This window comes from Salinirubellus salinus (assembly GCF_025231485.1).
Classification (GTDB): domain Archaea; phylum Halobacteriota; class Halobacteria; order Halobacteriales; family Haloarculaceae; genus Salinirubellus; species Salinirubellus salinus.
Genome location: NZ_CP104003.1, coordinates 2,460,458 through 2,482,993, shown reverse-complemented (window position 1 = coordinate 2,482,993; position 22,536 = coordinate 2,460,458). Strand labels below are relative to the sequence as shown.

Here is a 22,536-nt window from a genome sequence, read left to right as displayed (position 1 = left end):
GCTTGGCGGGGCGCGCGGTTAAGGGCTACGTCGTGGTCTCGTGGCGAACGAGGGCCCTCGTGCGAACGGGGAACGAAGTGACCCGTGAGCGACGACCGCTCCGCGTCGGTGTGGCGGACAGCCGACACCCGCGCCGCTCGGTGACACGCTGTGTCGGACTCCCGCCCCGGGCGTGCCCCCCGTCTCGGTTACACGGAGGGTCTGGCCCCGCCATCCGACTTCAACCCTCGGCGCCAGCCTCTTCCCCACCCGCCACCCACCCGTGGTATGCGACTGTTCGTGAGCGTCCCGCTCCACGCCCTCGCCGAGGAGGTCGCGGCCGCACAGGACCCGCTGGACCTGCCGGGGCTGAAGTTGACCGACCCGACACAGGCCCACGTCACCCTGAAGTTCCTCGGGGAGGTGGACGAGTCCGCGCTCGACGACCTGACCGACGCCATCGGGCGAGCGGTCGAATCGGCCGACGTGGCGCCGTTCGACGCCGAGGTGGGCGGCTACGGCGTGTTCCCGTCGCTCGGCTACATCAGCGTCGTCTGGACGGGGTTCCGGTCGGGGACCGAACAGCTGACCCGTCTGCACGAGGCGATCGAACGCGAGACGGTGGCGCTCGGGTTCGAGCCGGAGGACCACTCGTTCACGCCCCACGCCACGCTGGCCCGCATGGGAGACGCCCGGTCGAAGGACGCGGTGCGCGAGGTGGTCGAGGCCGACGACCCGGACGTGGGCACGTTCCACGTCGACGCGGTGGAGTTGACCGAGAGCACGCTCACCGACGGCGGGCCGCGCTACTCGACGGTCGAACGGTTCGGCCTGCCGACAGGGGTTTAGGGCCGCCAAAACCTATCTGGAAAGTGATAGGTTTATCCCCGTCCGTGTCCAGATTCCGGTATGGACGCGCTGGGGAGCCTCGTCTTCGTCTTCGTCGCCGGTCTGATAACGGCGCTGGCGACGGGTCTGGGGGCCATCCCGTTCTTCTTCGTCGACGACGTGAGCGACCGGGTCAACGTCGTCCTCTGGGGCCTCGCCTCGGGCATCATGGTCTCGGCGTCGCTGTTCGGCCTCGTGCTGGAGGGACTGGCCGAGGCCGACCCGTGGGGGTCGGTGCTGGCGCTGGGATTGCCTCGGTCGGCGGCGCTGGCGACGCCGCTCGTCGTTGGCCTGCTCGCCGGGGTGCTGCTGGTCGTCGTCGCCCACGACGTCATCGAGGGGTACGAGGTGAACCCTCGACAGTACGAGGAGGCGGACTTCCGCAAACTCCTGCTCGTGCTGGGCGTGCTGACGGTCCACTCGTTCCCCGAGGGCGTGGCGGTGGGGGTGTCGTTCGCCGAACTGAACCTCGAGGGCGGCGTCCCCATCCTCGGGTTCGCGGTCCCCCTGCTCGCGGTGTTCATGACCGTCGCCATCTCCATCCACAACGTTCCGGAGGGGCTGGCCATCTCTATCCCGTTGCAGTCGATGGGGGTCTCGCGGGCGAAGATGGTCTGGTGGGCGGTGTTCTCCTCGCTGCCACAACCCATCGGGGCGGTGCTGGCCTTCGCGTTCGTCCGGGTGGCCCGTGAGTTCCTGCCGGTTGGGTTCGGGTTCGCCGCGGGCGCGATGGTGTATCTGGTGCTCACGGAGTTCATCCCGGAGGCGCTGGACATCGGCGCGGGGCTGCCGGGGCACGGCTACCGTGAACTCGCCGGTGGGGTGGTGGCGGGCGTCGTCGTGATGGTGCCGCTGGTGCTCGTCTAGCTCCGGTCGGGTCGGTTCGGCCGGCCGACGGCGTCGGGGGAACTGTCCCGGAGTGTCCGCAGCGCGGCCACGAACAGGACCAGCAGGCCGACCACCAGCAGCGGGTAGCCCACCGGTCCGAGGTGGACGTAGAGGAACCACCCGACGCCGATGTCGACGGACGCGAGGACGAGGGCGGGGATCGGGGTGTCGTTCACATCGGCTACGAGACTGTCCGGTCTCTTGAGTCTACGCTAAGTTCGAAAGAGTGTTCGCCCACCTGACACTCGCGCACGCTCCGCACTCACTCAGTTCGTGCCGTTCCGCCTCGGTGCGCCACGGGCGCACCGCCTTCCCCACCCAAAGGAACAAGAATTTAAACGGCGCGGAGGTAGGAGAGCCCACTATGGGTAAGAAGTCGAAGGCCAAGAAGAAGCGGCTGGCCAAACTCGAACGACAGAACTCGCGGGTGCCGGCGTGGGTCATCCTGAAGACCGACCGGGACACGATGCAGAACCCCAAGCGCCGGAACTGGCGGCGTAACGACACGGACGAATGAGCGCCAGCGACTTCGAGGAGCGGGTCGTCACGGTCCCCCTCCGCAAGGCCAAGGCCGAAGCGTCCCAGAAGCGAGCGGACCGCGCGATGGCCATCGTCCGCCAGCACCTCGCCAAGAACTTCGCCGTCGACGAGGAGGCCGTCCGTCTGGACCCCTCCATCAACGAGAAGGTCTGGGAGCGGGGTCGCAGCAAGCCGCCGTCGAAGCTCCGCGTCCGCGCCGCCCGATTCGAGGAGGAGGGCGACGTGGTCGTCGAGGCCGAGGCGGCCTGACACGGCGTGCTCCGCGCGGCCCTCAACGGTTCGTCCTACGTCGGCGTCTTCGCCCGCGCGACGGACGACTGTCTGCTCGTTCGCCCCGACGTCGAGGAGTCGCTACTCTCCGACTTCGAGTCGGAGCTCGAGGTCCCCGCCGTCCGTACGACAGTCGGTGGCTCCGCGACGGTGGGTGCCCTCGCCACCGGCAACGAGAACGGCCTGCTCGTGAGTAGCCGCGTCGAGGACACCGAACGCGAGCGTATCGCCGAGACCACGGACCTCCCGGTCCGCGAACTCCCCGGCCGCATCAACGCCGCCGGCAACGTCGTCCTCGCCAACGACACCGGCGCCTACGTCCACCCCGACCTCTCCCGGACGGCCGTCCAGGCCGTCGAGGACGCGCTCGCGGTGCCCGTCGAGCGCGGTGACCTCGCCGGCGTCCGCACCGTGGGGACGGCCGCCGTCGCCACCGACCGCGGCGTCCTCTGTCACCCGAAATCGACCGACGAGGAGCTGGACTTCCTCGAGGACCTGCTCGGCGTGCCCGCCGACATCGGGACCATCAACTACGGCGGCCCGCTCGTCGGCTCCGGCCTCGTGGCGAACGGGGCCGGCTACGTCGCCGGCCAGCAGACCACCGGTCCGGAACTGGGTCGCATCGAGGACGCGCTGGGCTACATCGACTGAGGTTCGTTCTCTCTCTTCTGGGCCGGCGTCCACACCACACCGTACCGGAGGATACTTCCCGCCCGAGCGCCCGTTTCGTGTACGATGAGTGCATTCACGGTCAGCGGTCGGTACCAGGCCCGCGACGGGTGGCAGGAGTTCGAGGTGTCGGTCGACGCGCCCAACGAGGACGTCGCCCGTGAACGCGTCTACGCCAACCTCGGGAGCCAGCACGCTCTCAAGCGGACCCAGGTGGAGCTCGGCGAGGTGAGCGCGTCGTGAGCCTCGGTGGTGGTGGCGGCGGCGCGATGCAGGAGCTCCAGCAGCAGCTCGAGGCGCTCGAACAGGAGAAGGAGGCCATCGAGGGCGAGATCCAGGACCTGCAGGACGAGCAGTCCGCGATGGACGAGGCCATCGAGGCCATCGAGACGCTGGAGACCGGCTCGACGGTACAGGTGCCGCTCGGTGGCGGCGCCTACGTCCGTGCCGAGGTCCAGGACATCGACGAGATCGTCGTCTCGCTGGGTGGCGGCTACGCCGCCGAGCAGGAGCAGGACGGTGCCATCGAGACGCTCGAGGCGAAGAAAGAGCAGATAGACGACGAGATCGACGAGCTGCGCGAGGAGATCGACGAGGTCGACGCCGAGTCCGAGCAGCTCGAACAGCAGGCCCAGCAGATGCAACAGCAGCAGATGCAGCAGATGCAACAGCAGATGCAGCAACAGCAGGGCGACGACGACGAGTAAGCCGCCATGTTCGACGGACTGAAGGAGAAGCTGGGCCGGTTCCGCGACGACGTCGAGGAGGAGGCCGCCGAGGCAGAAGCGGAAGCGGAGCCGGAGGAAGCCGACGCGGCGACCGAGACAGCCGAGACCGAGGCGGACGCGGAACCGGTTGCCGAGTCGGAGTCGGAGTCGGAGTCGCGCTCCACGACGGCGGAGACGGCCCCGTCGCGGGACGCCGACTCGGGGACCGCCGCCGACGCGGAACCGGAGGAGCCGGACCGCGGCGGGCTGGCCTCCCGTGCCCGGCGGTTCGCCACCGGCAAGACCCTCATCACCGCCGAGGAGCTGGAGGAGCCGCTCGAGCAGCTCGAGTTCGCGCTCCTGCAGGGCGACGTGGAGATGAGCGTCGCGGCGGAGATAACCGAGCGCCTACGCGAGCAACTGGTCGGTCAGGAGCGCGCACAGGTGAAGTCTGGCGCCATCGTCATCCAGGAGGCCATCGGCGAGGCGCTGAAGGAGGTCATCTCCGTCGGCCAGTTCGACTTCGAACAGCGCATCGCCGAGGCCGAGAAGCCCGTCACCCTCGTGTTCACGGGGGTCAACGGCGTCGGCAAGACCACCACCATCGCCAAACTCGCCCGCCGGTTCGAGGACCAGGGCTACTCCGTGGTGATGGCCAACGGTGACACCTACCGCGCCGGCGCGAACGAGCAGATCCAGGAGCACGCCGACGCGCTCGGCACGAAGCTCATCAGCCACCAGCAGGGTGGTGACCCCGCAGCCGTCCTCTACGACGCCGTGGAGTACGCGAACGCGAACGACGTGGACATCGTGCTGGGCGACACGGCCGGTCGCCTCCACACCGCCAAGGACCTGATGGCGCAACTGGAGAAGATCGACCGCGTCGTCGACCCCGACATGACGCTGTTCGTCGACGAGGCCGTCGCCGGGCAGGACGCGACCCAGCGCGCCAAGCAGTTCAACGACGCCGCCGAGATAGATGGCGTCGTGCTGACGAAGGCCGACGCGGACTCGCAGGGTGGGGCTGCGGTGTCGATCGCGCACGTCACCGGGAAGCCCATCCTCTTCCTCGGTGTCGGGCAGGCGTACGACGACCTGGAGCGGTTCGACCCCGAGGTCATCGTCTCCCGCCTGACCGAGGACGAGTAGGTCGAGCGGGCGGGTGAGAGCTGTCACTCGGTCACGTCCCCGAAAACGTCGCCGTGTCTAGCAGCTCCGACTCGGCCCGGTACTCTTCGTAGAGCGACTCGGCCCACTCCAAGACGGCCGGGTTCCCGCTCTCCAGCAGTCCGTACACCTCGAGTTCGTCTCCGTCGTGCGTACCGAGCCAGACCAGCACGACGTCGTCGAGGAGGTGCATGTTGATGGGGACGCGACCGTCGTACAGCCACGCGGTCTCCCGTTCGGCGAAGTCGTACCACGGGTCCACTCGCTGCGGTTCGTCGCGGAGTGTCGCCACGAAACTCGCCTCGATGATACCCTCGAAGTCCAGTCCCCCCCGGAGACACTCTCTGAGCGCCTGGACGTAACTCGGGATGGCCGTCGAGGTGAGCCCACGGTACCTGTCGGCGTCGCGTATCGCCTCGAGGCCGCGGTCGAACGGCGCTGCCGGGTTGTCCGGGGTCGAGGTCGTGACGGTCGCGTCCCGGAAGTGACGGAGTTCGACCGCGCGAGCCGGTGGGGGGAGCCACTCGATGGCCTCGCCCAGGTTGTAGATTCCTTCCATCGTCTCGAGCAGTGGGACGAACTTCGTCAGGATGGCGTCGGCGGCCGGCGTCGTCGTGTACCCGTCCCCCGTCCGCCTGATCCAGCCACGCTCCTCGAACTCGTTGAGCACCCGCCCGAGCGTCGTCCGGGACATCGACAGTCCGTCACGGAGCTCCCGGCGCGTGGCTGTCTCCGCCGCGACCGTCCGAAGGACACAGACCCGGTTCTCCGAACGGACGAGGAACGCGATGCCGTCCAGGGGTGAGTCCATGACACAGTATGTCGTGGGTTCTCGACCAATAGGTGTTGTGTCGGTGGCGCAGGGCGACCGCTCAGGCCTGTTCTGGCCTGTTCCAGACCGTTCCGGCCTCGGCCGGCATCCCCATCGAGACGAACGCCGCTACCGCCGCCGCGCCCACGCCGTGGGAGGCTCCCACAGCGTGCGAATAGCCTACCGGATACTCTAATCATCCAACGGGCCGAATCGATAGCCGTGATGGAACTGGAACCAGTTCCGGACGACAGACCGATGTATCGCGGTGCACAGCGACGGTCGAGCCCCCGACGCTGAGGGGTTCGTATGACCGCAATCAAGACCGAGAAGGTGACAGCCGAGGTGGACGAGGGGTTCGTCGTGTTCCGGATCGGGATGCGGATCAACACGCTCTGGAAGGTCCATCGGTGGCTCCCCATGCTCGGAGCGATGCCGGAGATGCTCGACGAACTCGAGGACGACCCGGGGCGTGGACTGCTCGGGTACGACGTGAAGCTCGGTATCCGGAACCACGAGGTCGTCCAGTACTGGCGGTCGTTCGAGGACCTGCGGGCGTACGCACTCGACGCGGACGGGCAACACGCCTCCGCCGTCGGGTGGACGAACCGGCTCATGGAGCAGACCGACGCGGTCGGTATCTGGCACGAGACGTACCTGGTCCGAGAGGGGGAGTACGAGACGGTGTACAACAACATGCCACCGACCGGCCTGGGGAAGGTCGGCGAGTTCTATCCCGCGACCGAACGTCGGCGGACGGCCGCGGGCAGACTCGGGTGGACCGACGGGGGGGATGCACACCTCGACGGAGCGGAGGCCCGGGGTGACCCGGTGGCCCCGGAGTAGCTCCGACCCCCCACTCCGCCGCTCGTCGAGAACGGACCGTCGGGTTCCGCGTTCGTCGCCTCGTCGAGACCCACGCCCGACCCCACGCGCTGCTACTGGCTCGTAGCGTCGGCCGTCCGCCACGCGCACCCTCGTTTCGGGTCGAGTGCCCGCACTCGCCGTCTCCGGTCGTCCGTCGTCGGTTCACGCCCTTCCGTCTTCCGCCACGTCTCCCGACTGGTCGGCTTCGTCATCCCCCTCTCCCCCCACCTCCAGCCCCTCGTCGTCTCCCCGGTCGAGCGCCCGCGGCACGTCCGTGTACTCGCTGTAGCCGTCCATCCACCGGCGGATGCGCTCGATGCGGTCGACGACGTGCGCTGGCTCGCCGGAGCGCGAGAGTTCGTGGCCCTCCCGCGGGTAGCGCACGAGACGGGTGTCCACGCCTTGCTTGCGGAGGAACAGGTAGAACATCTCGCCGTTGTTGACGGGCACCCGGTAGTCCTCCTCGGCGTGCATCACGAGCGTCGGGGTGTCGATGTCCGCGACGTGGGCCACCGGCGACTGCTCCCAGAGGAACGCCGGGGACTCCCAGGGTGTCGTGTCGAAGTCACCCTCCACGAGTGAGAATGCGTCCGTCGACCCGTAGAACGACGAGAGGTCGTAGACCCCACGCTGGGCGACCGCGGCGCGATAGCGGTCCGTGTGCCCGACCAGCCACCCGGTTATGAAGCCGCCGAACGACCCGCCGGTGAGGAACTGCTCGTCGGGGTCGACGGCGTACGCCTCGGTGACGTGCTCGACGCCGGCCTCCACGTCCGCCATGGTGACCTTCCCCCAGTCGCGTTCGATGGCCTCCGCGAACGCCTCGCCGTAGCCCGTCGAGCCACGCGGGTTGCACCAGAAGACGACGTAGCCCGCCGCGGCGAGCGTCCGGAACTCGTGGAACGCGATGCTCGGGGTGTACATGACGTGCGGGCCGCCGTGGACCTGCACGAGCAGGGGGTACTCGCGGTCTCCGTCGGGGTCGTACCCCGGCGGCGTCACGACCCACCCCTGCACCTCGTCGTCGACGGGGTCGCCGTCGGTGGTGGTCCGCTGGGCGTCGTGGGCCGCACCGCTCTCGAACCGGACCTCATCCAGTTGGCCGATGTCGCGCTCGGCGAGGTAGTCGGCGTTCACCTCGGTGAGTCGGCGCGGCTCGTCCGCACCGGCCGGGAGGAAGAACACGTCGCCGGGGTGGTCGGGTTCGCTGCGGGCGAACGCAGTGCCGTGGTCGGTGGCGTGGAACGAGGAGGTGGTGCCGTGGTCCACGACGGGCGCGACCTCGCCGTCGGTGCTGGCCGCCCAGACGCCGACGCTCCCCTCGTTCGAGGCGACGAACCTGACCGCCGAGTCGTCGTCGACCCACGTCAGGCCGGGCGGGACGAGCGCCGCGACGGTCCGGTCGAACTGCTCGGTCAGCAGGCGCGTCTCGCCGTCGGCGTAGCACCCCACGTCGGCCTGTCGCATCGAGGCGCGGTCCTCCTCCCGGCGGGTGAACGCGACCCGGCCGTCGGCGGTGGCCGCGAGGGTGGGGAGGTAGTCGGTCACCTCGAACAGCGTCTCGCGGGCGTACGTCTCGACGTCGAACGAGTCCACCTCGAACCGGCGGCTGTCGTCGGGCTCGGGCACGCGCTGGACGGCGTAGTAGACGGTGTCGGGGGCTCCCCACGTCGGCGAGACGAAGTCCGCGTCACCCTCGGTGATGCGCTCGACGGCGTCGCCAGCGTGGTCGGTGCCCTCGCCGAACTCGACGTCGTACAGATACACGTGGCTCCGTCTCCCGTCGGCGTACTGCTGGAACTGCCGGTAGACCAGCCGGTCTACCACGCGGGGGTCCGGGTCCTCCCGCTCGTACTCCTCGTCGGTGTGGAGGTCGGCCCCTGCCTCACGTTCATCGGCGGTGACCGACTGGGTGAACAGGATGCGCTCGCCGTCGGGCGACCACTCGAAGGCGTCGACGCCACCCGGGACGTTCGTCACCTGCTCGGCCTCGCCGCCGTCGGTCGGGACGAGCCACAGCTGGGGTATCTCGGCCTCGCCGCGGGCGCTCGTGAACGCGAGCAGTTCGCCGCCCGGTGAGTAGCGCGGGTGCGCGTCGGTGCCCTCGGTCGCGGTGAACCGGCGTGGCCCACCTTCGCCGTCGGTAGGAACCACGTACACCGTCGCCGTGTACGACTCGTCGTCCTCGGGCACGGTCCTGACGAACGCCACCTCGCTCCCGTCGGGCGAGAGCCGCGGGTCGCTCACCTGGACGACGTCGCGGAAGTCCTTGGCCGCTACCGTCGTCGCGTCGGCCGCCGAGTCTGGCATACCCGAGGACCGGCCCTCGGAACCCTCAACCTACGGGTGGCGGAAGGGGCCGCCGTCGGCCGGACCGCGGCGGGGGGCCGTCCACCCCCCACGGCCGGCTGGGCGTCGCCACTGTGGTCCGAGTAACGTCTCGCTACCGGCACCGTCACCGGTCGTGGAGGGACTACACGCCGAGTAACGAAGCCGCAGAGCGGCCACGCACGGGTGCGGTGATCCCATGAAGATAACAGCAGACGAACAGGGCAAACGTGTCGTGAACAAGGACGGCGAGACGGTCGGGATGGTCACGAACGTGGACGAGACGGCCGGCAAGGCGTACATCGACTCCGACCCGAACATCGCCGAGAAGATCATGTCCCGGCTCGGCTGGGACGCGATGGACGCGGACGACTACGCCATCGAGCAACACCAGGTCGACTCGATAACGGACGACGAGATACGACTGAAGTACTGACGCCGGCCCGGTGTCCCGTGGCACCGCCTGCGACACACCATTTTCGACGCCGGTGTCGACACCCACGGCCGCCGTGCGCTCGGCCACGCGACGGTCAGTTTCTGACTCCGACGCTAGCGTCTCGTTCCGTCCCTCACTCGGTGTAGCCGAGCAGTGTCTGCGCCGCGACCCACCCCCACTCCCGCCCCCACCCGATGACGGACGGAGACCGCACGGACGAACACCCGCTGGACCCCCGCGCGACGGGCGAGCACGTCCGCCGACTCGCCAGCACCGACGGGACGGTGACGCTCGTCGGCGTCGTCCACGACCACCCCGCGAGCGTCTACCGGGCCGCGCAGGTCGTCGCCGACGCCGACCCGGACGTCCTCGCTCTCGAGGTGCCGCCGCTCGCGGTGCCGCTGTACGAGCAGTACGCCGCCGACGAGCGTTCGCCGCCCGTGTTCGGTGGGGAGATGAGTGCCGCCGTACAGGCCGCGGGCACCGACCGCGTCGTGGGTATCGACGGCCCGTCGCTCGGGTTCCTCGGGAGGCTCGCACGGACGATGCTCGGGGAGCGCGCCTCGCTCGGTACGGTCCGGCAGGTGGCCCGCGGCGTCGTCGCCGTCGGCCGGACCGCGCTCGCCTGCCGTGCGGCCGCCACGCTCGCCACGCTCACCTCGCTCCGTGTCGAGGTGGACACGCCCGTGCCCTACGGCGACGTCCCGGACGACCCGGCACGGCAGGCGGCCGACGAGCGCGAGCACATCGAACGCACGCACTCCGTGCTGGCCGTGCTCACGCCGCCGCGTGCGGTCCGATTCCGCGACGAGACCCGCGAGGCGCACATGGCCGAGCGGCTCGCGGCGCTCCGGGGGGCGGGTGACGTGGTCGCTGTCGTCGGCCACGGCCACCTCGACCCGCTGGCCGAGCGGCTGACAGAGACGTAGGGGCCGAACCGCTCAGTGCTGCTGGAGCAGCCGCCGGAGCACGAGGTGGAGGATGCCGCCGTTCTCCACGTAGCGCACCGCGGCGGGCGTGCCGACCTGTGCGGTGACGGGGAACTCGACCGTGCTCCCGTCGTCCTTCTCGGCCGTCACCGACAGTTCCTCCATCACCGAGAGGCCGTCGTCCAGCCCCTCGATGCTGAACGTCTCGGTGCCGTCGAGGCCGAGCGACTCCCAGCCGTCACCCTCGGCGAACTGGAGGGGCAGGACGCCCATCCCGACGAGGTTGTCGCGGTAGATGCGCTCGTAGCTCTCGGCGATGGTGGCGCGGATGCCGAGCAGGTCGGTGCCCTTCGCCGCCCAGTCGCGCGAGGAGCCGGTCCCGAACTCCACGCCCGCCATGACGACGAGCGGGGTGTCCGCGTCGCGGTAGCGCTCGCTCGCCTCGAACACGGTGGTCTCCTCGCCCGTCGGGTGGTGGACGGTGTAGCCACCCTCCACGCCCTCGAGCATCTGGTTCTCGATGCGGACGTTGGCGAAGGTGCCACGCATCATCACCTCGTGGTTGCCGCGGCGCGAGCCGTAGGTGTTGAACTCGTGGGGTTCGACGCCCTGCTCCATCAGCCACTGGCCGGCGGGCAGATCCGAGGAGAACGGCCCGGCGGGGCTGATGTGGTCGGTGGTGACGGTGTCACCGAGCGTCATGAGACAGCGCGCGTCCTCGACGTCCGAGACGCCGGGTTCCTCCTCCGGGAAGTCCTTGAAGAACGGCGGTTCGCGGATGTAGGTGGACTCCTCGTCCCAGTCGTAGACGTCGCCAGTGGGGGCGTCCAGCGCGGCCCAGCGCTCGTCGCCCTCGAAGACGGAGGCGTACTTCTCCCGGAACATCTCCGGCGAGACGTTGTCGTGGATGGCACGGGCGACGTCGTCGCTGTCGGGCCAGAGGTCGGCGAGGTAGACCGGCTCGCCGTCCTCGTCGTGGCCCAGCGGGTCGTGTTCGAGGTCGATGTCCATCCGGCCGGCCAGCCCGTAGGCCACCACGAGCGGCGGCGAGGCGAGGTAGTTCGCCCGAACCTTCGGGTGGATGCGCGCCTCGAAGTTCCGGTTGCCCGAGAGCACGCTCGTCGTCCAGAGACCGTGTTCGTCGATGGCCTCCTCGATTGGGCCGGGCAGCGGGCCGGCGTTGCCGATGCAGGTCGTACAGCCGTAGCCGACCACGTCGTAGCCCAACTCTTCGAGGTAGGGCAGTAGCCCGGACTCCTCGAGGTACTCCGTGACGACGCGGGAGCCGGGCGCGAGGCTGGTCTTGACGTACGGCGGGACCTCCAGCCCGCGTTCGACGGCCTCCTTGGCGACCATCGCGGCCGCGAGCATCACCGAGGGGTTCGAGGTGTTCGTACAGGAGGTGATGGCCGAGACGACGACGCTCCCGTGGCCGATCTCCGTGGTCGTGCCGTCCTCCATCGTCACGGTCACGCGCTTGTTCAGCTCGCCCACGTCGAGCTCGGCGAGGTCCGGCGTCTCCAGTTCGTACTGCGGGTCGCTCTCGCCCAGCCAGCGGGTGAGCGCCTCCTCGTCCACGTCGTCCAGCAGGTGTTCGAGTTCGCCGTGGACCAGCTGCCGGAAGTGGGTCTTCATGTTGCCCATCCGGACCCGGTCCTGCGGGCGCTTCGGCCCGGCGAGACTCGGTTCGACCGTCGAGAGGTCCATCTCGACCGTCTCGGTGTACTCGGGCTCCTGCTCGCCGAACAGCCCCTGCGCGTCGAGATACTCGCGGACGAGTTCGACGTGCTCGGACTCGCGACCCGTGAGTTCGAGGTAGTCCAGCGTCGCCTCGTCGACCGGGAACGCGCTGATGGTCGAGCCCTGCTCGGGCGCCATGTTCGCCAGCGTCGCCCGGTCCGGAACCGTGAGGTTCGCCACGCCCGGCCCGTAGAACTCGACGAACCGGTCGACGACGCCGACCTGTCGGAGCTTCTCGGTGACGTGCAGCACGAGGTCCGTCGCGGTCGCCCCTTCGGGGAGTTCACCCTCCAGTCGCACGCCGACGACCTCGGGGAGCTTCATCGTGATGGGCTGACCGAGCATCGCGGCCTCGGCCTCGATGCCGCCGACGCCCCAGCCGACGACGCCGATGCCGCCGATCATCGGCGTGTGGCTGTCCGTCCCGACGAGGGTGTCGGGGTAGAGCCAGCTCCCGTCGTCGTGCTCGCGCTCGTGGACCACGCGCCCGAGGTGTTCGAGGTTCACCTGGTGGACGATGCCGGTCCCCGGCGGGACGACGCTGAACCTCTCGAACGCCTGCTGGGCCCACTTGAGCGCGCGGTAGCGCTCGCCGTTGCGCTCGTACTCCATCTCGACGTTCTTCTCGTAGGCGTCCTCGCTCCCGAAGTAGTCGACCTGTACGGAGTGGTCGATGACGAGGTCGATCGGGACCTCCGGTTCGACGAGGCTCGGGTCCTTGCCCTTCCGGTCGACTGCCGAGCGGAGCGCCGCGAGGTCGACCACGGCGGGGACCCCGGTGAGGTCCTGCAGGACCACGCGCGAGGGCTTGAACGGCAGTTCGACGTCCGGCACGTCCGGTTCCCACGAGGCGACGTTGCGCACGTCCTCCTCGGTGATGATGTCGCCGTCCACGTTCCGGAGGACGGCCTCGAGGAGGACGCGGATGCTGACGGGGAGGCGGTCCAGCTCACAGAGCCCAGCGTCCTCGAGGGCCGTGAGGTCCGCCATCTTGTGTGTGGTGCCGTCGTGCTCGAACTCGCGGATGGCACCGAACGGGTCTTCGGACATTGATGGGGATAGCGTGTGGGGGTATTGAAAGGTGTCGGCGGTTCCCGCCTCGCTGGATGTTCTGGCCAATCTCGTCGTGATTATAGAGACCTAGTAGCTGGACTATGTCTGCAACCCTGACAAATACAGGGTGTAGTTCGGGTGCTTATGACCCTCAGGCGTCGGTCAGGCCGTACCGAACCATCCGCCAGCCGAACCACACCATTCCTAGAACGAGCCCAGTCAAGTGTGCTGACACAGCCACACCGTCGGGTCGCGGTTCGACTCCCACGAATCGCTGGACAGTCTGCCACGCATCTACCGTCAAGTACACTAAGACGAGCAAAATTCCAAAAGAGAAGAGCCCCTCTCCTGTCCCGACATCCAAGGTTTCGAGCTGCTCGGTAAAAGTGACGAGCAAGGCCAGAATTGCATACCCCGTCAGAGCCATCGTCAGACCGCTTGCTCCTCTCGATAGCTCACCGTATCCGAACACGATTGGAAGGTAGAGAGCAAGATACGCCATCACCATGCTGACGAAGAGAAACTTGGCCCAACCCAAACGCCTCTCGACCCACGCACCGAGTAGAGTGAACACGAGGAGGTTGTTCAACAAGTGGTCGACCCCCGCGTGCATCCACGGCGCGAGGGCGGTGTAAGACAGAGGCGTGATAGCTGGCGAGGCCATATGGATTGCCCCCATCCCCACCGCGAGCGCGAAAGTGACCCCCGGAACGTCGTCAATCGTCACTGTTCAACCTGTTTACTTATTACGGCTAAATATCTCACGGGGAACTCTACGAGCCACGGGTGTGTTTCTACAAAACGAACGGCACTTTCCACGGTTCGGGTAGGTGGGGCGCCACTGAAGTCGACGGAAAAGCGTTTACCGTCCCCACCGCGTAGCCCGAGCAAATGGTACTCGACAATCTCGGGAGTTCTCTTCGCGGTTCCCTCGACAAACTCCGGGGGAAGTCACGCCTCAGTGAGGAGGACGTCGCGGAGATCGTCAAGGAGATCCAGCGTTCGCTCATCCAGGCCGACGTCGACATCGCACTGGTGCAGGAGCTCTCCTCGTCCATCGAGGAGCGGGCGCTGAACGAGGAGCCGCCGGGCGGCACCTCCGCGCGCGACCACGTCCTCCGCATCGTCTACGAGGAACTCGTCGCGCTCGTCGGCGAGTCCACGGACCTCCCCCTCGAGTCGCAGACCATCCTGCTCGCCGGGCTGCAGGGGTCCGGTAAGACCACGACGGCGGCGAAGATGGCGTGGTGGTTCTCGAAGAAGGGCCTCCGTCCGGCGGTCATCCAGACCGACACGTTCCGGCCGGGTGCGTACGACCAGGCCAAGCAGATGTGTGAGCGGGCCGAGGTCGACTTCTACGGCGACCCGGACGAGGAGGACCCCGTCGAGATCGCCCGCAAGGGGCTCGAGGAGACCGCGGACGCCGACATCCGCATCGTGGACACCTCGGGTCGCTCGGGGCTGAACGAGACGCTCATCGAGGAGCTGAAGTCCATCGAGGAACTGGTCGCCCCGGACCGCAATCTGCTGGTGCTGGACGCCGCCATCGGGCAGGGCGCGAAGGACCAGGCGAAGGCGTTCGGTGACGCGGTCGGCATCGACGGCGTCGTCATCACCAAACTGGACGGTACCGCGAAGGGTGGTGGGGCGCTCGCCGCGGTCGACCAGACCGACTCCACCATCGCGTTCCTCGGGACCGGTGAGGAGGTCGCGGACATCGAGCGGTTCGAGCCCAACGGCTTCATCTCCCGACTGCTCGGGATGGGTGACCTGAAACAGCTCGCCGAGCGCGTCGAGCGGGCCATGTCCGAGCAGGAGGCCGAGGACGAGGACTGGGACCCCGAGGACATGATGAAGGGTGAGTTCACCCTGAAGGACATGCGCCGGCAGATGGACGCGATGAACAAGATGGGGCCGCTGAGCCAGGTGCTCGATATGATCCCCGGCCTCGGCGGCGGCCTGATGGACCAGCTGCCGGACGACGCGATGGACGTCACGCAGGAGCGGATGCAGTCGTTCAAGGTCATCATGGACTCGATGAGCGAGGAGGAGCTGGAGAACCCGCGATCCATCGGGAAGACGCGCATCGAGCGTATCTCGCGTGGCTCCGGGAAACCGGAGGAGACAGTCCGTGAACTGCTGGAACAGCACAAGATGATGTCCCGGATGATGAAGCAGTTCCAGGGGATGGGCGACTCGGACATGCAGCGGATGATGAAGCAGATGCAACAGCAGGGCGGCGGCGGTGGCGGGATGGGCGGCATGGGTGGCGGTGGCGGCCCGTTCGGGTGACGCCCTCGGTCGACCCGTCCGTCCCACGATGGCGGTGCTAGTTCGTCGCGGCCGTGCCGTGTCGCGGGCACGAGCCGGTCAGCCAAGATCGGTCAGCCAGACGTCCAAGCAGTTACGCGATACACGTTCGTGTGACCCCGGTTCGTGAACTCGGGACCCCGCTATCAGGAGTTACTTTTCCGTTCGGGTGCTGGGTGGTACTATGTGGCCATCCCCGCTCACAGCAGCATCTACGGCCGGTCTCCTACAGTACACCGTGCCCATCGTCGGTGTCGAACTGGGGCAGACGACAGTCACCGCTATCGGCGTCGTGCTGATCTTGCTGCTCCTCGTGGGGTCTGGATTCTTCTCGTCGTCGGAGATCGCGATGTTCTCTCTGCCGGCGCACCAGATCGACGCGATGGTCGAGCAGGGGTTGCGCGGCGCACGGGCGGTCAAGTCGCTCAAGGAAGACCCCCACCGCCTGCTCGTGACCATCCTCGTGGGGAACAACATGGTCAACATCACGATGTCCTCCGTCTCGACGACCATCGTCGGCTTCTACTTCGACGCTGGCACGGCCGTCGTCGTCTCGTCGCTCGGCATCACGTCGATGGTGCTGATATTCGGCGAGAGCGCGCCGAAGTCCTACGCCGTCGAGAACACCGAGGTGCACGCCCGGCGTGTCGCCCGGGGGCTGAAAGTGGTCGAGAAGGTACTGTGGCCGCTCATCACCCTGTTCTACTATCTGACGGGCCTCGTGAACCGGGTCACCGGCGGGAACCCGTCCATCGAGTCGACGTACGTCACCCGTGACGAGATCCGGAACATCATCAAGACGGGGGAGCGCGAGGGCGTCCTCGACGAGGAGGAACGTCAGATGCTCCAGCGCGCCCTGCGGTTCACCGACGCCTCCGCCAAGGAGGTGATGACGCCACGGCTCGACATGGCGGCCGTCTCCGGGGACGCGACCGTGCAGGAGGCGGTCGAGCAGTGTATCCAGTCGGGCCACGCCCGGCTGCCGGCCTACGAGGGGTCGCTGGACGACGTGATCGGCGTGTTCGACATCCGGAATCTGGAGGGGGTGGACTACGACGGTGCGACCGACCTCCGGGTGCGCGACGTGGTCACGCCGCCACTCCACGTCCCCGAGTCGAAGAACGTCGACGAACTCCTCTCGGAGATGCGCGAGAATCGGCTCCACATGGTGATCGTCATCGACGAGTTCGGCGCCACGGAGGGTCTCATCACGATGGAGGACGTCCTCGAGGAGATCGTCGGCGAGATACTGGTGGGCGGGGAGGAACACCCGCTGGATTTCGTCGACGACACGGAGGTGCTGGCCCGTGGGGAGGTCAACATCGACGAGGTCAACGAGGCCCTCGGCATTGACCTCCCGGAGGGCGAGGAGTTCGAGACCATCGCCGGTTTCATCTTCAACCGTGCCGGCCGCCTCGTCGAGCAGGGCGAGACGTTCGAGTACGAGAACGTGACGCTGCGGGCCGAACAGGTGGAGGACACCCGCATCCAGAAGGTGCGGGTGACCGTCGACCGAGAGGTCGACCGCACCATCGAGGAGGGCTCGTCGGTCGAGAAGGACGATTCCGAGTGACCGCCGGTGACCGGGCGGTCGCCGGTGAAAACCATTAGACGCGTGGGTGACCTAGTCTCGCGTACTCGCTCCATGTACGACAACGTACTCCTCCCGTTCGACGGCAGCGACGGCGCCGCCGCAGTGCTCCACCACGCCGCCGAGCTCGCCCACTGGGCCGACGCGACCATCCGGGTGCTCTACGTGGCGGACACGAACCGGGACAGCGTCACGGTCGTCGACGGACAGACCGTCGACGTCCTCGAACGCGAGGGACGGGACATCGTCGAGGAAGCCGCCAAGACGCTGGAGACGCTTGGCGTCTCGCACCGGACCGACGTCCTCCAGGGCAATCCCGCCCCCACCATCGTCGAGTACGCCGAGGCGTACGACCAGGACCTGATCGTGATGCCGACCCACGGGCGCGAAGGCCTCTCCCGGTATCTCGCCGGGAGCGTCTCCGAGAAGGTCGTCCGGCTCTCCTCTGTGCCCGTCCTCTCGGTCAGGATGCAGCCAGACGAGACGCTCACCTTCCCCTACGAGAACGTGCTCGTCCCGACCGACGGCAGCGCCGCCGCGACACACGCCGCCGACCACGTCCTCGAGTTCGCGGCGGCACTCGACGCCACCGTCCACGTCCTCTCGGTCGTGGACGACTCCGCGCTGGGGCCGGACATCCGCTCGACGATAGCCGGGAAGGAGAGCGAGCAGGCCGCGACCGAGGCCGTCGAGAGCGTCGTCTCGGCCGCCGAGACGCACGGGGTCACGGACGTCGTCCAGCACGTCGAACACGGACGCCCAGCGAGCGTGATCCTCGACTGTATCGAGGCGAACGACGTCCACGCCGTCGGGATGGGGACGACGGGGAGACGTGGGACGGACCGCATCCTGCTCGGGAGCGTCGCCGAGAAGACCGTCCGCTCCGCACCGGTTCCCGTCGTGACCGTCGCGAAGCCGAGGTGACCCTCGTCTGTCCGGCCGACGTTCGCCGGGCTCGCCGATAGCCTCCCCGGTCCGCGACCGCCGCCACGATGTCCTCGAGGTCGACGACAGGGTGACTCGCGGGCGGCAGGTCCGGCCGGACTAGAGCGCACGACCGTCGACTCCGGCGTCCGACGGCCCGAGCCACCACTGCACCGACCACTCCCCCCCGGTGTCGTGGCCCCCTCCCTCCGGGAACCATTATACCCGGTCGGGGCAGATGTGTGCCAACATGACCCGTCTCGGTGACCTGACCATCCTCGTCCCGGTCGACGTCTCGGAGGCCGAGCTCCCCCCGCTCGACGTCCTCGACCACCTCGGCGCCGTCGAGGTGGTACTCCTCGGGTACTTCCCGGTCCCGGACCAGGCCGAACCGGCACTGGTCAGGGACCAGCACGGCTCCACGGCCGCCGAGCGGCTGGACGCGGTCGCCGCGGGGCACGCCACTCACGACGAGGTGCTCGTGTTCACTCACGACCGCGAGGCCACCATCGACCGGATCGCCGACGAGTACGATTGCAACGCGGTGCTGACGGCCGGCCGTGCGACGACCGTCGACCGCATCCTCGTTCCGCTCCGGGGGGACGTGAACCTCGACCGTATCCTCGGGGTCGTCGCCGACCTGCTGTTGGCGGGCGACGAGACAGCCACCCTGTTCAACTCCGTTCCGGAGGACACCGACCCGAGTCAGGGAGAACTCCTCCTGATGGGTGCCGTCGACCGACTGGTCGAGTACGGGGTCGACCGCGACCGGATCGACTGGCGGCTCGGAGAGGGGGGTGACCCGCAGACGGACATCGTCGAACTGGGCCGGGAGTACGACCTCGTCGTCCTCGGCGAGACCGACCCGTCGCTCCGGGAGCGCATCATCGGGGACGTGCTCTCGGGCATCGTCGATGCCCTCGACGGCCCGGCGCTCATCGTGAGGGACGTCGAATGACCCACCGGATCGAGCACGGGGGGACGGACGGATGAGCGCCGACGGGGGCGAACTCGAGCGAACGCTCGGCTTCGTCGAGGCGATGACCCTCGGTGGCGGGACCATGATCGGCGCGGGGATATTCATCCTCCCGGGCATCGCCGCCGAGAGCGCCGGTCCCGCGAGCGCCATCTCCTACGCCATCGCCGGCTTCGTCGCGCTGCTCGCGGCGCTCTCGCTCTCCGAACTCGCGACCGGGATGCCCATCGCGGGTGGGAGCTACCACTACGTCAACCGCGCGCTCGGCGGGCTCTTCGGGGCCGTCGTCGGCTGGGGGATGTGGACCGGGCTGATGTTCGCGAGCGCCTTCTACATGATCGGCTTCGGCCAGTACCTCGTCGAGCCCATCCCGTTCCTCGACGGGCGGGGCTTCGTCGTCGGGCTCGGACTCGTGGGGCTGGTTCTGCTCCTCGGGGTCAACTACTACGGGACCGAGGAGTCGAGCGCCTTCCAGAACGTCACCATCGGGACCGAGACGGCCATCATCCTCGTCTTCGTCGCCGTCGGTCTCTTCTTCATCGATACGGGGAACCTCGAGCCGTTCGCCCCCTTCGGCGCCGGCGGTATCGTCGCCACGACCGGCATCGTCTTCATCTCCTTCCTCGGCTTCGAGATCATCGCCACCGTCGCGGGCGAGATCAAGAACCCCAGCCGGATCATCCCGCTCTCGATGATCCTCTCGGTGGTGTTGGTGACCATCCTCTACGTCCTCGTCATGCTCGTCAGCACGGGGGTCATCCCCTTCGAGTCGCTCGGCGACTCCCCCATCCCCGTCTCGGACGTGGCCATCGTCTACCTCGGCCCGGCGGGCGTCGTCGCCATCGTCTTCGCCGCCATCATCGCCGCCATCTCGAGTTCGAACTCCTCCATCCTCGCCGCCTCGCGGGTCATCTACGCCATGGGGCGAGACGGGGTCGTCACCGACTGGTTCAACGTGAGCCACCCCCGGTACTACACGCCCCACCGTGCCATCGCGGCCACCGGCGGCGTGACGGCACTGCTCATCCTCGTCGGGCTCGAGGTGGAGACAATCATCGCATTACTCGCGGAGGCAGCGAGCTTCAGTTTCCTCGTCGCGTACTCGCTCGTCCACGTCTCGCTCGTCGTCTTCCGGCGAGCCGACCCGGACGGCTACGACCCATCGTTCGCGCTCCCACGACCCCTCTACCCGGCCGTCCCGATCCTCGGCGTGGTGCTGTCGCTCGTGGTCGTCTCGCAGATGGCGACCGTCGTCGTCGTCATCGGGTCGGCCATCGTCGGCTTCGGGGTCCTCTGGTACGCCGCCTACACCCGGGGGCGCGTCGTGAGCGAGGGGCTCCTGCGTGAGGCGATCCGCGGGGAACCGACCGAGCCGTTCCGCGTGGTCGTCCCGGTGGCGAACCCGGCGACACAGCACGGGCTGCTCCGGCTCGCGGCGGCGAGCGCGACCGCCAACGCCGACCGGGGGACGCCCGAACTCGTCGCGGTCAACGTCACACCGGTCGCTCACCCGTCGCCGCTCCAGAACCTCGAGGCGGACCGTGCGGACCACCAGCGAGACCTCCTCGAGAACGCCCACGACATCGCGGCCGGGATGAACGTCACCCTCCGGACCAGGGCGGTGGTCGCCCCGGACGTCGGCGAGGCCCTCCTCGAGGTGCTCGAGGAGGAGGCGGCCGACGAGGTCATCCTCGGCTGGGACGGGACGCTCGAGCACGACGGGCACGTCTTCGGCTCGGCGGTCGACACGGTGGTCCGGGAGGCCCGCTGTGACGTCTCGCTCGTCGACCTCAGAGACGAGACCGTCGGGACGCCGGTGGCCCTCGTCGCGCCGGGACCGAACGGACCGGTCGTCGCACACCAGGCGGTCGAGTTCGCGGCCGTCGACGGGACCGTGCCGACCCTGCTGAACGTCCAGTCCTCCGGTGCGGGGAGCGACTCGGACGCCGAGACGCGGGGTCGGGCGGTCGTGACCGACGCTGCCGAGGCGGCGGGACTCGACCCCGACGAGTACGACACACAGGTCGTCGTGGCCGACGACGTCGGGCAGGCGGTCGTCGAGGCGACCGGCGAGTACGACACCGTCTGTGTCGGGCTCTCGGGACGACCCGAGGGGTCCCGGATACCCTTCGGGACCGTCACGGAACGCGTCGTGGGGGACGTCCTGGGCAACGTCGCCCTGATACGCGGGTCGTGAGCGCGTCGGCGCGCTCGCGCCCGGAATCGCCGTCGGCGCCGTCGACGGTCGTGTCGCCCGCACCGCCCCCTTTTTCCCACCTCCCCCTCCACGTCACCCCATGTCGGTCCGCGACGCCGCCGTCCGTGCCTACCGCGAGGGGTTGCCGGCCCTCGCGGCGAGCGTGTTCGGCGGCCTCCTCGCGGGCCTCGTCCTCGGGGGGATGCGTGGCGAACTCCGCGCGGTCCCCGGACTGCTCGTCCTCATCCCCGCGCTGCTGGCGACGCGGGGGAACGTCTACGGCTCGCTCGGCGCGCGCATCGCCACCGGCCTCCACCAGGGGCTGGTCGAACCCCGTGTCGAGTGGGGCGACGAGCGCCTCCGCGGGGCCGTCGCGGCCGCCATCGGCAACGGCCTGCTCGCCTCGGCGTTCGCCGCCACCGTCGCGTTCCTCGTGCTCACGCTCCTCGCTCGCGACCCCGCCCCCTACCCGACGCTGCTCGGCGTCGCCCTCGTCGCCGGCCTGTTCTCGGGCGTGACGCTCTCGACGGTCGTCGTCGTCCTCGTGTTCGCGGGCTACCGCCGCGGGCGCGACCCGGACACCCTCGTCGGCCCCATCGTCACCACCGCGGGCGACGTGTTCGGCCTCGCGTTCCTCGTCCTCGCCGTTCGCATCGTCCTCGGACTCGGGGGTGGCGGCTAGATGCCGACGGAGTGGACCGTCCGAGCCATCACGCGGGCGACCCTTCCCGTCCTGCTCGCCCTGACGCTCGTCGAGATCGGGAGCGGCCTCGTCCTCGGCTCGTTCGAGGCGACGCTGCTGCGGTACCCCTCCCTGCTCGTCCTCGTCCCCGTCACCATCGGGACCGCGGGGAACCTCGGGAGTGTCCTCGCGGCACGGCTCTCGACGGCGTTCCACCTCGGGACGCTCTCCTTCGCGCCCGACGACGAGCACCTCGCGGGGAACGCGCTGGCGACGGTGGCGATGGCGCTCACCGTCTTCCCGTTCGTCGGCGGCGGCGCGTGGGCGCTGACCGCGCTCGCGGGTGAGACACGGCTCGCGTTCGGGACGGTGCTGGCGGTGTCGGTCACGTCCGGGGCGGTGCTGGCCGTCCTCGCGGTCGTCGTCACCGTCCTCGCCACGTACCTCGCCTACCGCTTCGGGCTGGACCCCGACGACGTCGTCATCCCGGTCGTCACGAACACCTGTGACGTGCTGGGAGTCGTCGTCCTCTTCCTCGTCGTGCAGGTGCTGGTCCCGGCGTAGTCAAACGCCGACTTGTGCCT

General features: G+C 68.6%; 23 protein-coding genes. 18 read left to right on the top strand and 5 right to left on the bottom strand.

Translation table 11 applies throughout. The annotated features are described in order from the left end of the window. Positions 1 to 267: 267 nt before the first annotated feature. Positions 268 to 828, top strand: coding sequence for an RNA 2',3'-cyclic phosphodiesterase (gene thpR / locus N0B31_RS13265; protein ID WP_260592107.1), 561 nt, complete (start codon positions 268 to 270; stop codon positions 826 to 828). A 60-nt stretch (positions 829 to 888) separates the two neighbouring features. Further along, positions 889 to 1,734, top strand: a complete 846-nt coding sequence (locus tag N0B31_RS13260; RefSeq protein ID WP_260592106.1) for a ZIP family metal transporter — start codon at positions 889 to 891, stop codon at positions 1,732 to 1,734. On the opposite strand, the gene N0B31_RS13255 is transcribed toward N0B31_RS13260, so the two are convergent. Further along, positions 1,731 to 1,931 (bottom strand): hypothetical protein, encoded by a 201-nt coding sequence (locus tag N0B31_RS13255; RefSeq protein ID WP_260592105.1) that lies wholly within the window; start codon positions 1,929 to 1,931, stop codon positions 1,731 to 1,733. The two genes, N0B31_RS13260 and N0B31_RS13255, sit on opposite strands and share 4 nt — an antisense overlap. A 188-nt stretch (positions 1,932 to 2,119) precedes the next feature. Between N0B31_RS13255 and N0B31_RS13250 the strand changes: the two genes are divergently transcribed. The 6 genes from N0B31_RS13250 (at position 2,120) to ftsY (ending at position 5,090) form a co-directional block, all read left to right on the top strand. Continuing rightward, positions 2,120 to 2,272 (top strand): 50S ribosomal protein L39e, encoded by a 153-nt coding sequence (locus N0B31_RS13250; RefSeq protein WP_260592104.1) that lies wholly within the window; start codon positions 2,120 to 2,122, stop codon positions 2,270 to 2,272. Continuing rightward, positions 2,269 to 2,544: a 50S ribosomal protein L31e gene (locus N0B31_RS13245; RefSeq protein WP_260592103.1), complete on the top strand. Its 276-nt coding sequence runs from the start codon at positions 2,269 to 2,271 to the stop codon at positions 2,542 to 2,544. The genes N0B31_RS13250 and N0B31_RS13245 overlap by 4 nt, the downstream gene beginning before the upstream one ends. A gap of 6 nt (positions 2,545 to 2,550) precedes the next feature. Continuing rightward, positions 2,551 to 3,216, top strand: coding sequence for a translation initiation factor IF-6 (locus N0B31_RS13240; RefSeq protein ID WP_260592102.1), 666 nt, complete (start codon positions 2,551 to 2,553; stop codon positions 3,214 to 3,216). An 84-nt stretch (positions 3,217 to 3,300) separates the two neighbouring features. Further along, complete coding sequence (gene rpl18a, locus N0B31_RS13235; RefSeq protein ID WP_260592101.1) at positions 3,301 to 3,477, top strand: 50S ribosomal protein L18Ae; 177 nt, start codon at positions 3,301 to 3,303, stop codon at positions 3,475 to 3,477. A gap of 26 nt (positions 3,478 to 3,503) precedes the next feature. Continuing rightward, positions 3,504 to 3,941 carry a prefoldin subunit alpha gene (pfdA, locus tag N0B31_RS13230; protein ID WP_260643987.1) on the top strand — a complete coding sequence of 146 codons (438 nt, stop codon included), beginning with the start codon at positions 3,504 to 3,506 and terminating at the stop codon, positions 3,939 to 3,941. 6 nt (positions 3,942 to 3,947) lie between these two features. Continuing rightward, positions 3,948 to 5,090 carry a signal recognition particle-docking protein FtsY gene (gene ftsY / locus N0B31_RS13225; RefSeq protein ID WP_260592100.1) on the top strand — a complete coding sequence of 381 codons (1,143 nt, stop codon included), beginning with the start codon at positions 3,948 to 3,950 and terminating at the stop codon, positions 5,088 to 5,090. A 31-nt stretch (positions 5,091 to 5,121) separates the two neighbouring features. On the opposite strand, the gene N0B31_RS13220 is transcribed toward ftsY, so the two are convergent. Beyond that, positions 5,122 to 5,919 carry a helix-turn-helix transcriptional regulator gene (locus N0B31_RS13220; RefSeq protein WP_260592099.1) on the bottom strand — a complete coding sequence of 266 codons (798 nt, stop codon included), beginning with the start codon at positions 5,917 to 5,919 and terminating at the stop codon, positions 5,122 to 5,124. A 309-nt stretch (positions 5,920 to 6,228) separates the two neighbouring features. Between N0B31_RS13220 and N0B31_RS13215 the strand changes: the two genes are divergently transcribed. Further along, positions 6,229 to 6,765, top strand: a complete 537-nt coding sequence (locus N0B31_RS13215; RefSeq protein ID WP_260592098.1) for a DUF4188 domain-containing protein — start codon at positions 6,229 to 6,231, stop codon at positions 6,763 to 6,765. A 183-nt stretch (positions 6,766 to 6,948) separates the two neighbouring features. Here N0B31_RS13215 and N0B31_RS13210 read toward each other — a convergent pair whose 3' ends face one another. Further along, a complete protein-coding gene (locus N0B31_RS13210) occupies positions 6,949 to 9,096 on the bottom strand; it encodes a S9 family peptidase (RefSeq protein ID WP_260592097.1) in 2,148 nt (715 codons plus the stop codon). A 217-nt stretch (positions 9,097 to 9,313) separates the two neighbouring features. Here N0B31_RS13210 and N0B31_RS13205 point away from each other — a divergent pair, with 217 nt between their 5' ends. Together N0B31_RS13205 and N0B31_RS13200 are read left to right on the top strand one after the other, a co-directional pair. After that, a complete protein-coding gene (locus N0B31_RS13205; protein WP_260592096.1) occupies positions 9,314 to 9,550 on the top strand; it encodes a DUF8593 domain-containing protein in 237 nt (78 codons plus the stop codon). 194 nt (positions 9,551 to 9,744) lie between these two features. Further along, positions 9,745 to 10,479 (top strand): TraB/GumN family protein, encoded by a 735-nt coding sequence (locus tag N0B31_RS13200; RefSeq protein ID WP_260592095.1) that lies wholly within the window; start codon positions 9,745 to 9,747, stop codon positions 10,477 to 10,479. A 12-nt stretch (positions 10,480 to 10,491) separates the two neighbouring features. Here the strand turns inward: N0B31_RS13200 and acnA are convergent, their stop codons facing one another. Together acnA and N0B31_RS13190 are read right to left on the bottom strand one after the other, a co-directional pair. After that, on the bottom strand, positions 10,492 to 13,269 hold the full coding sequence (acnA, locus tag N0B31_RS13195) for an aconitate hydratase AcnA (protein ID WP_260592094.1): 2,778 nt from the start codon (positions 13,267 to 13,269) through the stop codon (positions 10,492 to 10,494). 154 nt (positions 13,270 to 13,423) lie between these two features. Beyond that, positions 13,424 to 13,999, bottom strand: coding sequence for a rhomboid family intramembrane serine protease (locus N0B31_RS13190; protein WP_260592093.1), 576 nt, complete (start codon positions 13,997 to 13,999; stop codon positions 13,424 to 13,426). Between the two features lie 164 nt (positions 14,000 to 14,163). Here N0B31_RS13190 and N0B31_RS13185 point away from each other — a divergent pair, with 164 nt between their 5' ends. The 7 genes from N0B31_RS13185 to N0B31_RS13155 all read left to right on the top strand — a co-directional run bounded on the left by N0B31_RS13185 (position 14,164) and on the right by N0B31_RS13155 (position 22,516). Then, positions 14,164 to 15,564 carry a signal recognition particle protein Srp54 gene (locus N0B31_RS13185; protein WP_260592092.1) on the top strand — a complete coding sequence of 467 codons (1,401 nt, stop codon included), beginning with the start codon at positions 14,164 to 14,166 and terminating at the stop codon, positions 15,562 to 15,564. A gap of 202 nt (positions 15,565 to 15,766) precedes the next feature. Beyond that, positions 15,767 to 17,155 carry a hemolysin family protein gene (locus tag N0B31_RS13180; protein WP_260592091.1) on the top strand — a complete coding sequence of 463 codons (1,389 nt, stop codon included), beginning with the start codon at positions 15,767 to 15,769 and terminating at the stop codon, positions 17,153 to 17,155. Positions 17,156 to 17,227: 72 nt separating this feature from the next. Next, positions 17,228 to 18,097: a universal stress protein gene (locus N0B31_RS13175; protein WP_260592090.1), complete on the top strand. Its 870-nt coding sequence runs from the start codon at positions 17,228 to 17,230 to the stop codon at positions 18,095 to 18,097. Between the two features lie 250 nt (positions 18,098 to 18,347). Next, a complete protein-coding gene (locus N0B31_RS13170; RefSeq protein WP_260592089.1) occupies positions 18,348 to 19,055 on the top strand; it encodes a hypothetical protein in 708 nt (235 codons plus the stop codon). Between the two features lie 31 nt (positions 19,056 to 19,086). Further along, the gene (locus tag N0B31_RS13165) at positions 19,087 to 21,270 is read left to right on the top strand and encodes an amino acid permease (RefSeq protein WP_260592088.1); all 2,184 of its coding nucleotides are present in this window, start codon (positions 19,087 to 19,089) and stop codon (positions 21,268 to 21,270) included. Positions 21,271 to 21,370: 100 nt separating this feature from the next. Next, positions 21,371 to 21,952 carry a magnesium transporter gene (locus N0B31_RS13160; protein ID WP_260592087.1) on the top strand — a complete coding sequence of 194 codons (582 nt, stop codon included), beginning with the start codon at positions 21,371 to 21,373 and terminating at the stop codon, positions 21,950 to 21,952. Then, positions 21,953 to 22,516, top strand: coding sequence for a magnesium transporter (locus N0B31_RS13155; RefSeq protein ID WP_260592086.1), 564 nt, complete (start codon positions 21,953 to 21,955; stop codon positions 22,514 to 22,516). Positions 22,517 to 22,536: the final 20 nt, after the last annotated feature.

What these genes read in the sequence shown, in the direction of transcription:
- pfdA (WP_260643987.1), top strand. Translation starts at nt 3,504, where the DNA reads ATGCAGGAGCTCCAGCAGCAGCTCGAGGCGCTCGAACAGGAGAAGGAG.
- N0B31_RS13245 (WP_260592103.1), top strand. Translation starts at nt 2,269, where the DNA reads ATGAGCGCCAGCGACTTCGAGGAGCGGGTCGTCACGGTCCCCCTCCGC.
- N0B31_RS13185 (WP_260592092.1), top strand. Translation starts at nt 14,164, where the DNA reads ATGGTACTCGACAATCTCGGGAGTTCTCTTCGCGGTTCCCTCGACAAA.
- acnA (WP_260592094.1), bottom strand. Translation starts at nt 13,269, where the DNA reads ATGTCCGAAGACCCGTTCGGTGCCATCCGCGAGTTCGAGCACGACGGC.
- N0B31_RS13260 (WP_260592106.1), top strand. Translation starts at nt 889, where the DNA reads ATGGACGCGCTGGGGAGCCTCGTCTTCGTCTTCGTCGCCGGTCTGATA.
- N0B31_RS13160 (WP_260592087.1), top strand. Translation starts at nt 21,371, where the DNA reads ATGTCGGTCCGCGACGCCGCCGTCCGTGCCTACCGCGAGGGGTTGCCG.
- N0B31_RS13205 (WP_260592096.1), top strand. Translation starts at nt 9,314, where the DNA reads ATGAAGATAACAGCAGACGAACAGGGCAAACGTGTCGTGAACAAGGAC.
- N0B31_RS13165 (WP_260592088.1), top strand. Translation starts at nt 19,087, where the DNA reads ATGAGCGCCGACGGGGGCGAACTCGAGCGAACGCTCGGCTTCGTCGAG.
- thpR (WP_260592107.1), top strand. Translation starts at nt 268, where the DNA reads ATGCGACTGTTCGTGAGCGTCCCGCTCCACGCCCTCGCCGAGGAGGTC.
- N0B31_RS13155 (WP_260592086.1), top strand. Translation starts at nt 21,953, where the DNA reads ATGCCGACGGAGTGGACCGTCCGAGCCATCACGCGGGCGACCCTTCCC.
- ftsY (WP_260592100.1), top strand. Translation starts at nt 3,948, where the DNA reads ATGTTCGACGGACTGAAGGAGAAGCTGGGCCGGTTCCGCGACGACGTC.
- rpl18a (WP_260592101.1), top strand. Translation starts at nt 3,301, where the DNA reads ATGAGTGCATTCACGGTCAGCGGTCGGTACCAGGCCCGCGACGGGTGG.
- N0B31_RS13175 (WP_260592090.1), top strand. Translation starts at nt 17,228, where the DNA reads ATGTACGACAACGTACTCCTCCCGTTCGACGGCAGCGACGGCGCCGCC.
- N0B31_RS13220 (WP_260592099.1), bottom strand. Translation starts at nt 5,919, where the DNA reads ATGGACTCACCCCTGGACGGCATCGCGTTCCTCGTCCGTTCGGAGAAC.
- N0B31_RS13210 (WP_260592097.1), bottom strand. Translation starts at nt 9,096, where the DNA reads ATGCCAGACTCGGCGGCCGACGCGACGACGGTAGCGGCCAAGGACTTC.
- N0B31_RS13170 (WP_260592089.1), top strand. Translation starts at nt 18,348, where the DNA reads ATGACCCGTCTCGGTGACCTGACCATCCTCGTCCCGGTCGACGTCTCG.
- N0B31_RS13200 (WP_260592095.1), top strand. Translation starts at nt 9,745, where the DNA reads ATGACGGACGGAGACCGCACGGACGAACACCCGCTGGACCCCCGCGCG.
- N0B31_RS13215 (WP_260592098.1), top strand. Translation starts at nt 6,229, where the DNA reads ATGACCGCAATCAAGACCGAGAAGGTGACAGCCGAGGTGGACGAGGGG.
- N0B31_RS13250 (WP_260592104.1), top strand. Translation starts at nt 2,120, where the DNA reads ATGGGTAAGAAGTCGAAGGCCAAGAAGAAGCGGCTGGCCAAACTCGAA.
- N0B31_RS13180 (WP_260592091.1), top strand. Translation starts at nt 15,767, where the DNA reads ATGTGGCCATCCCCGCTCACAGCAGCATCTACGGCCGGTCTCCTACAG.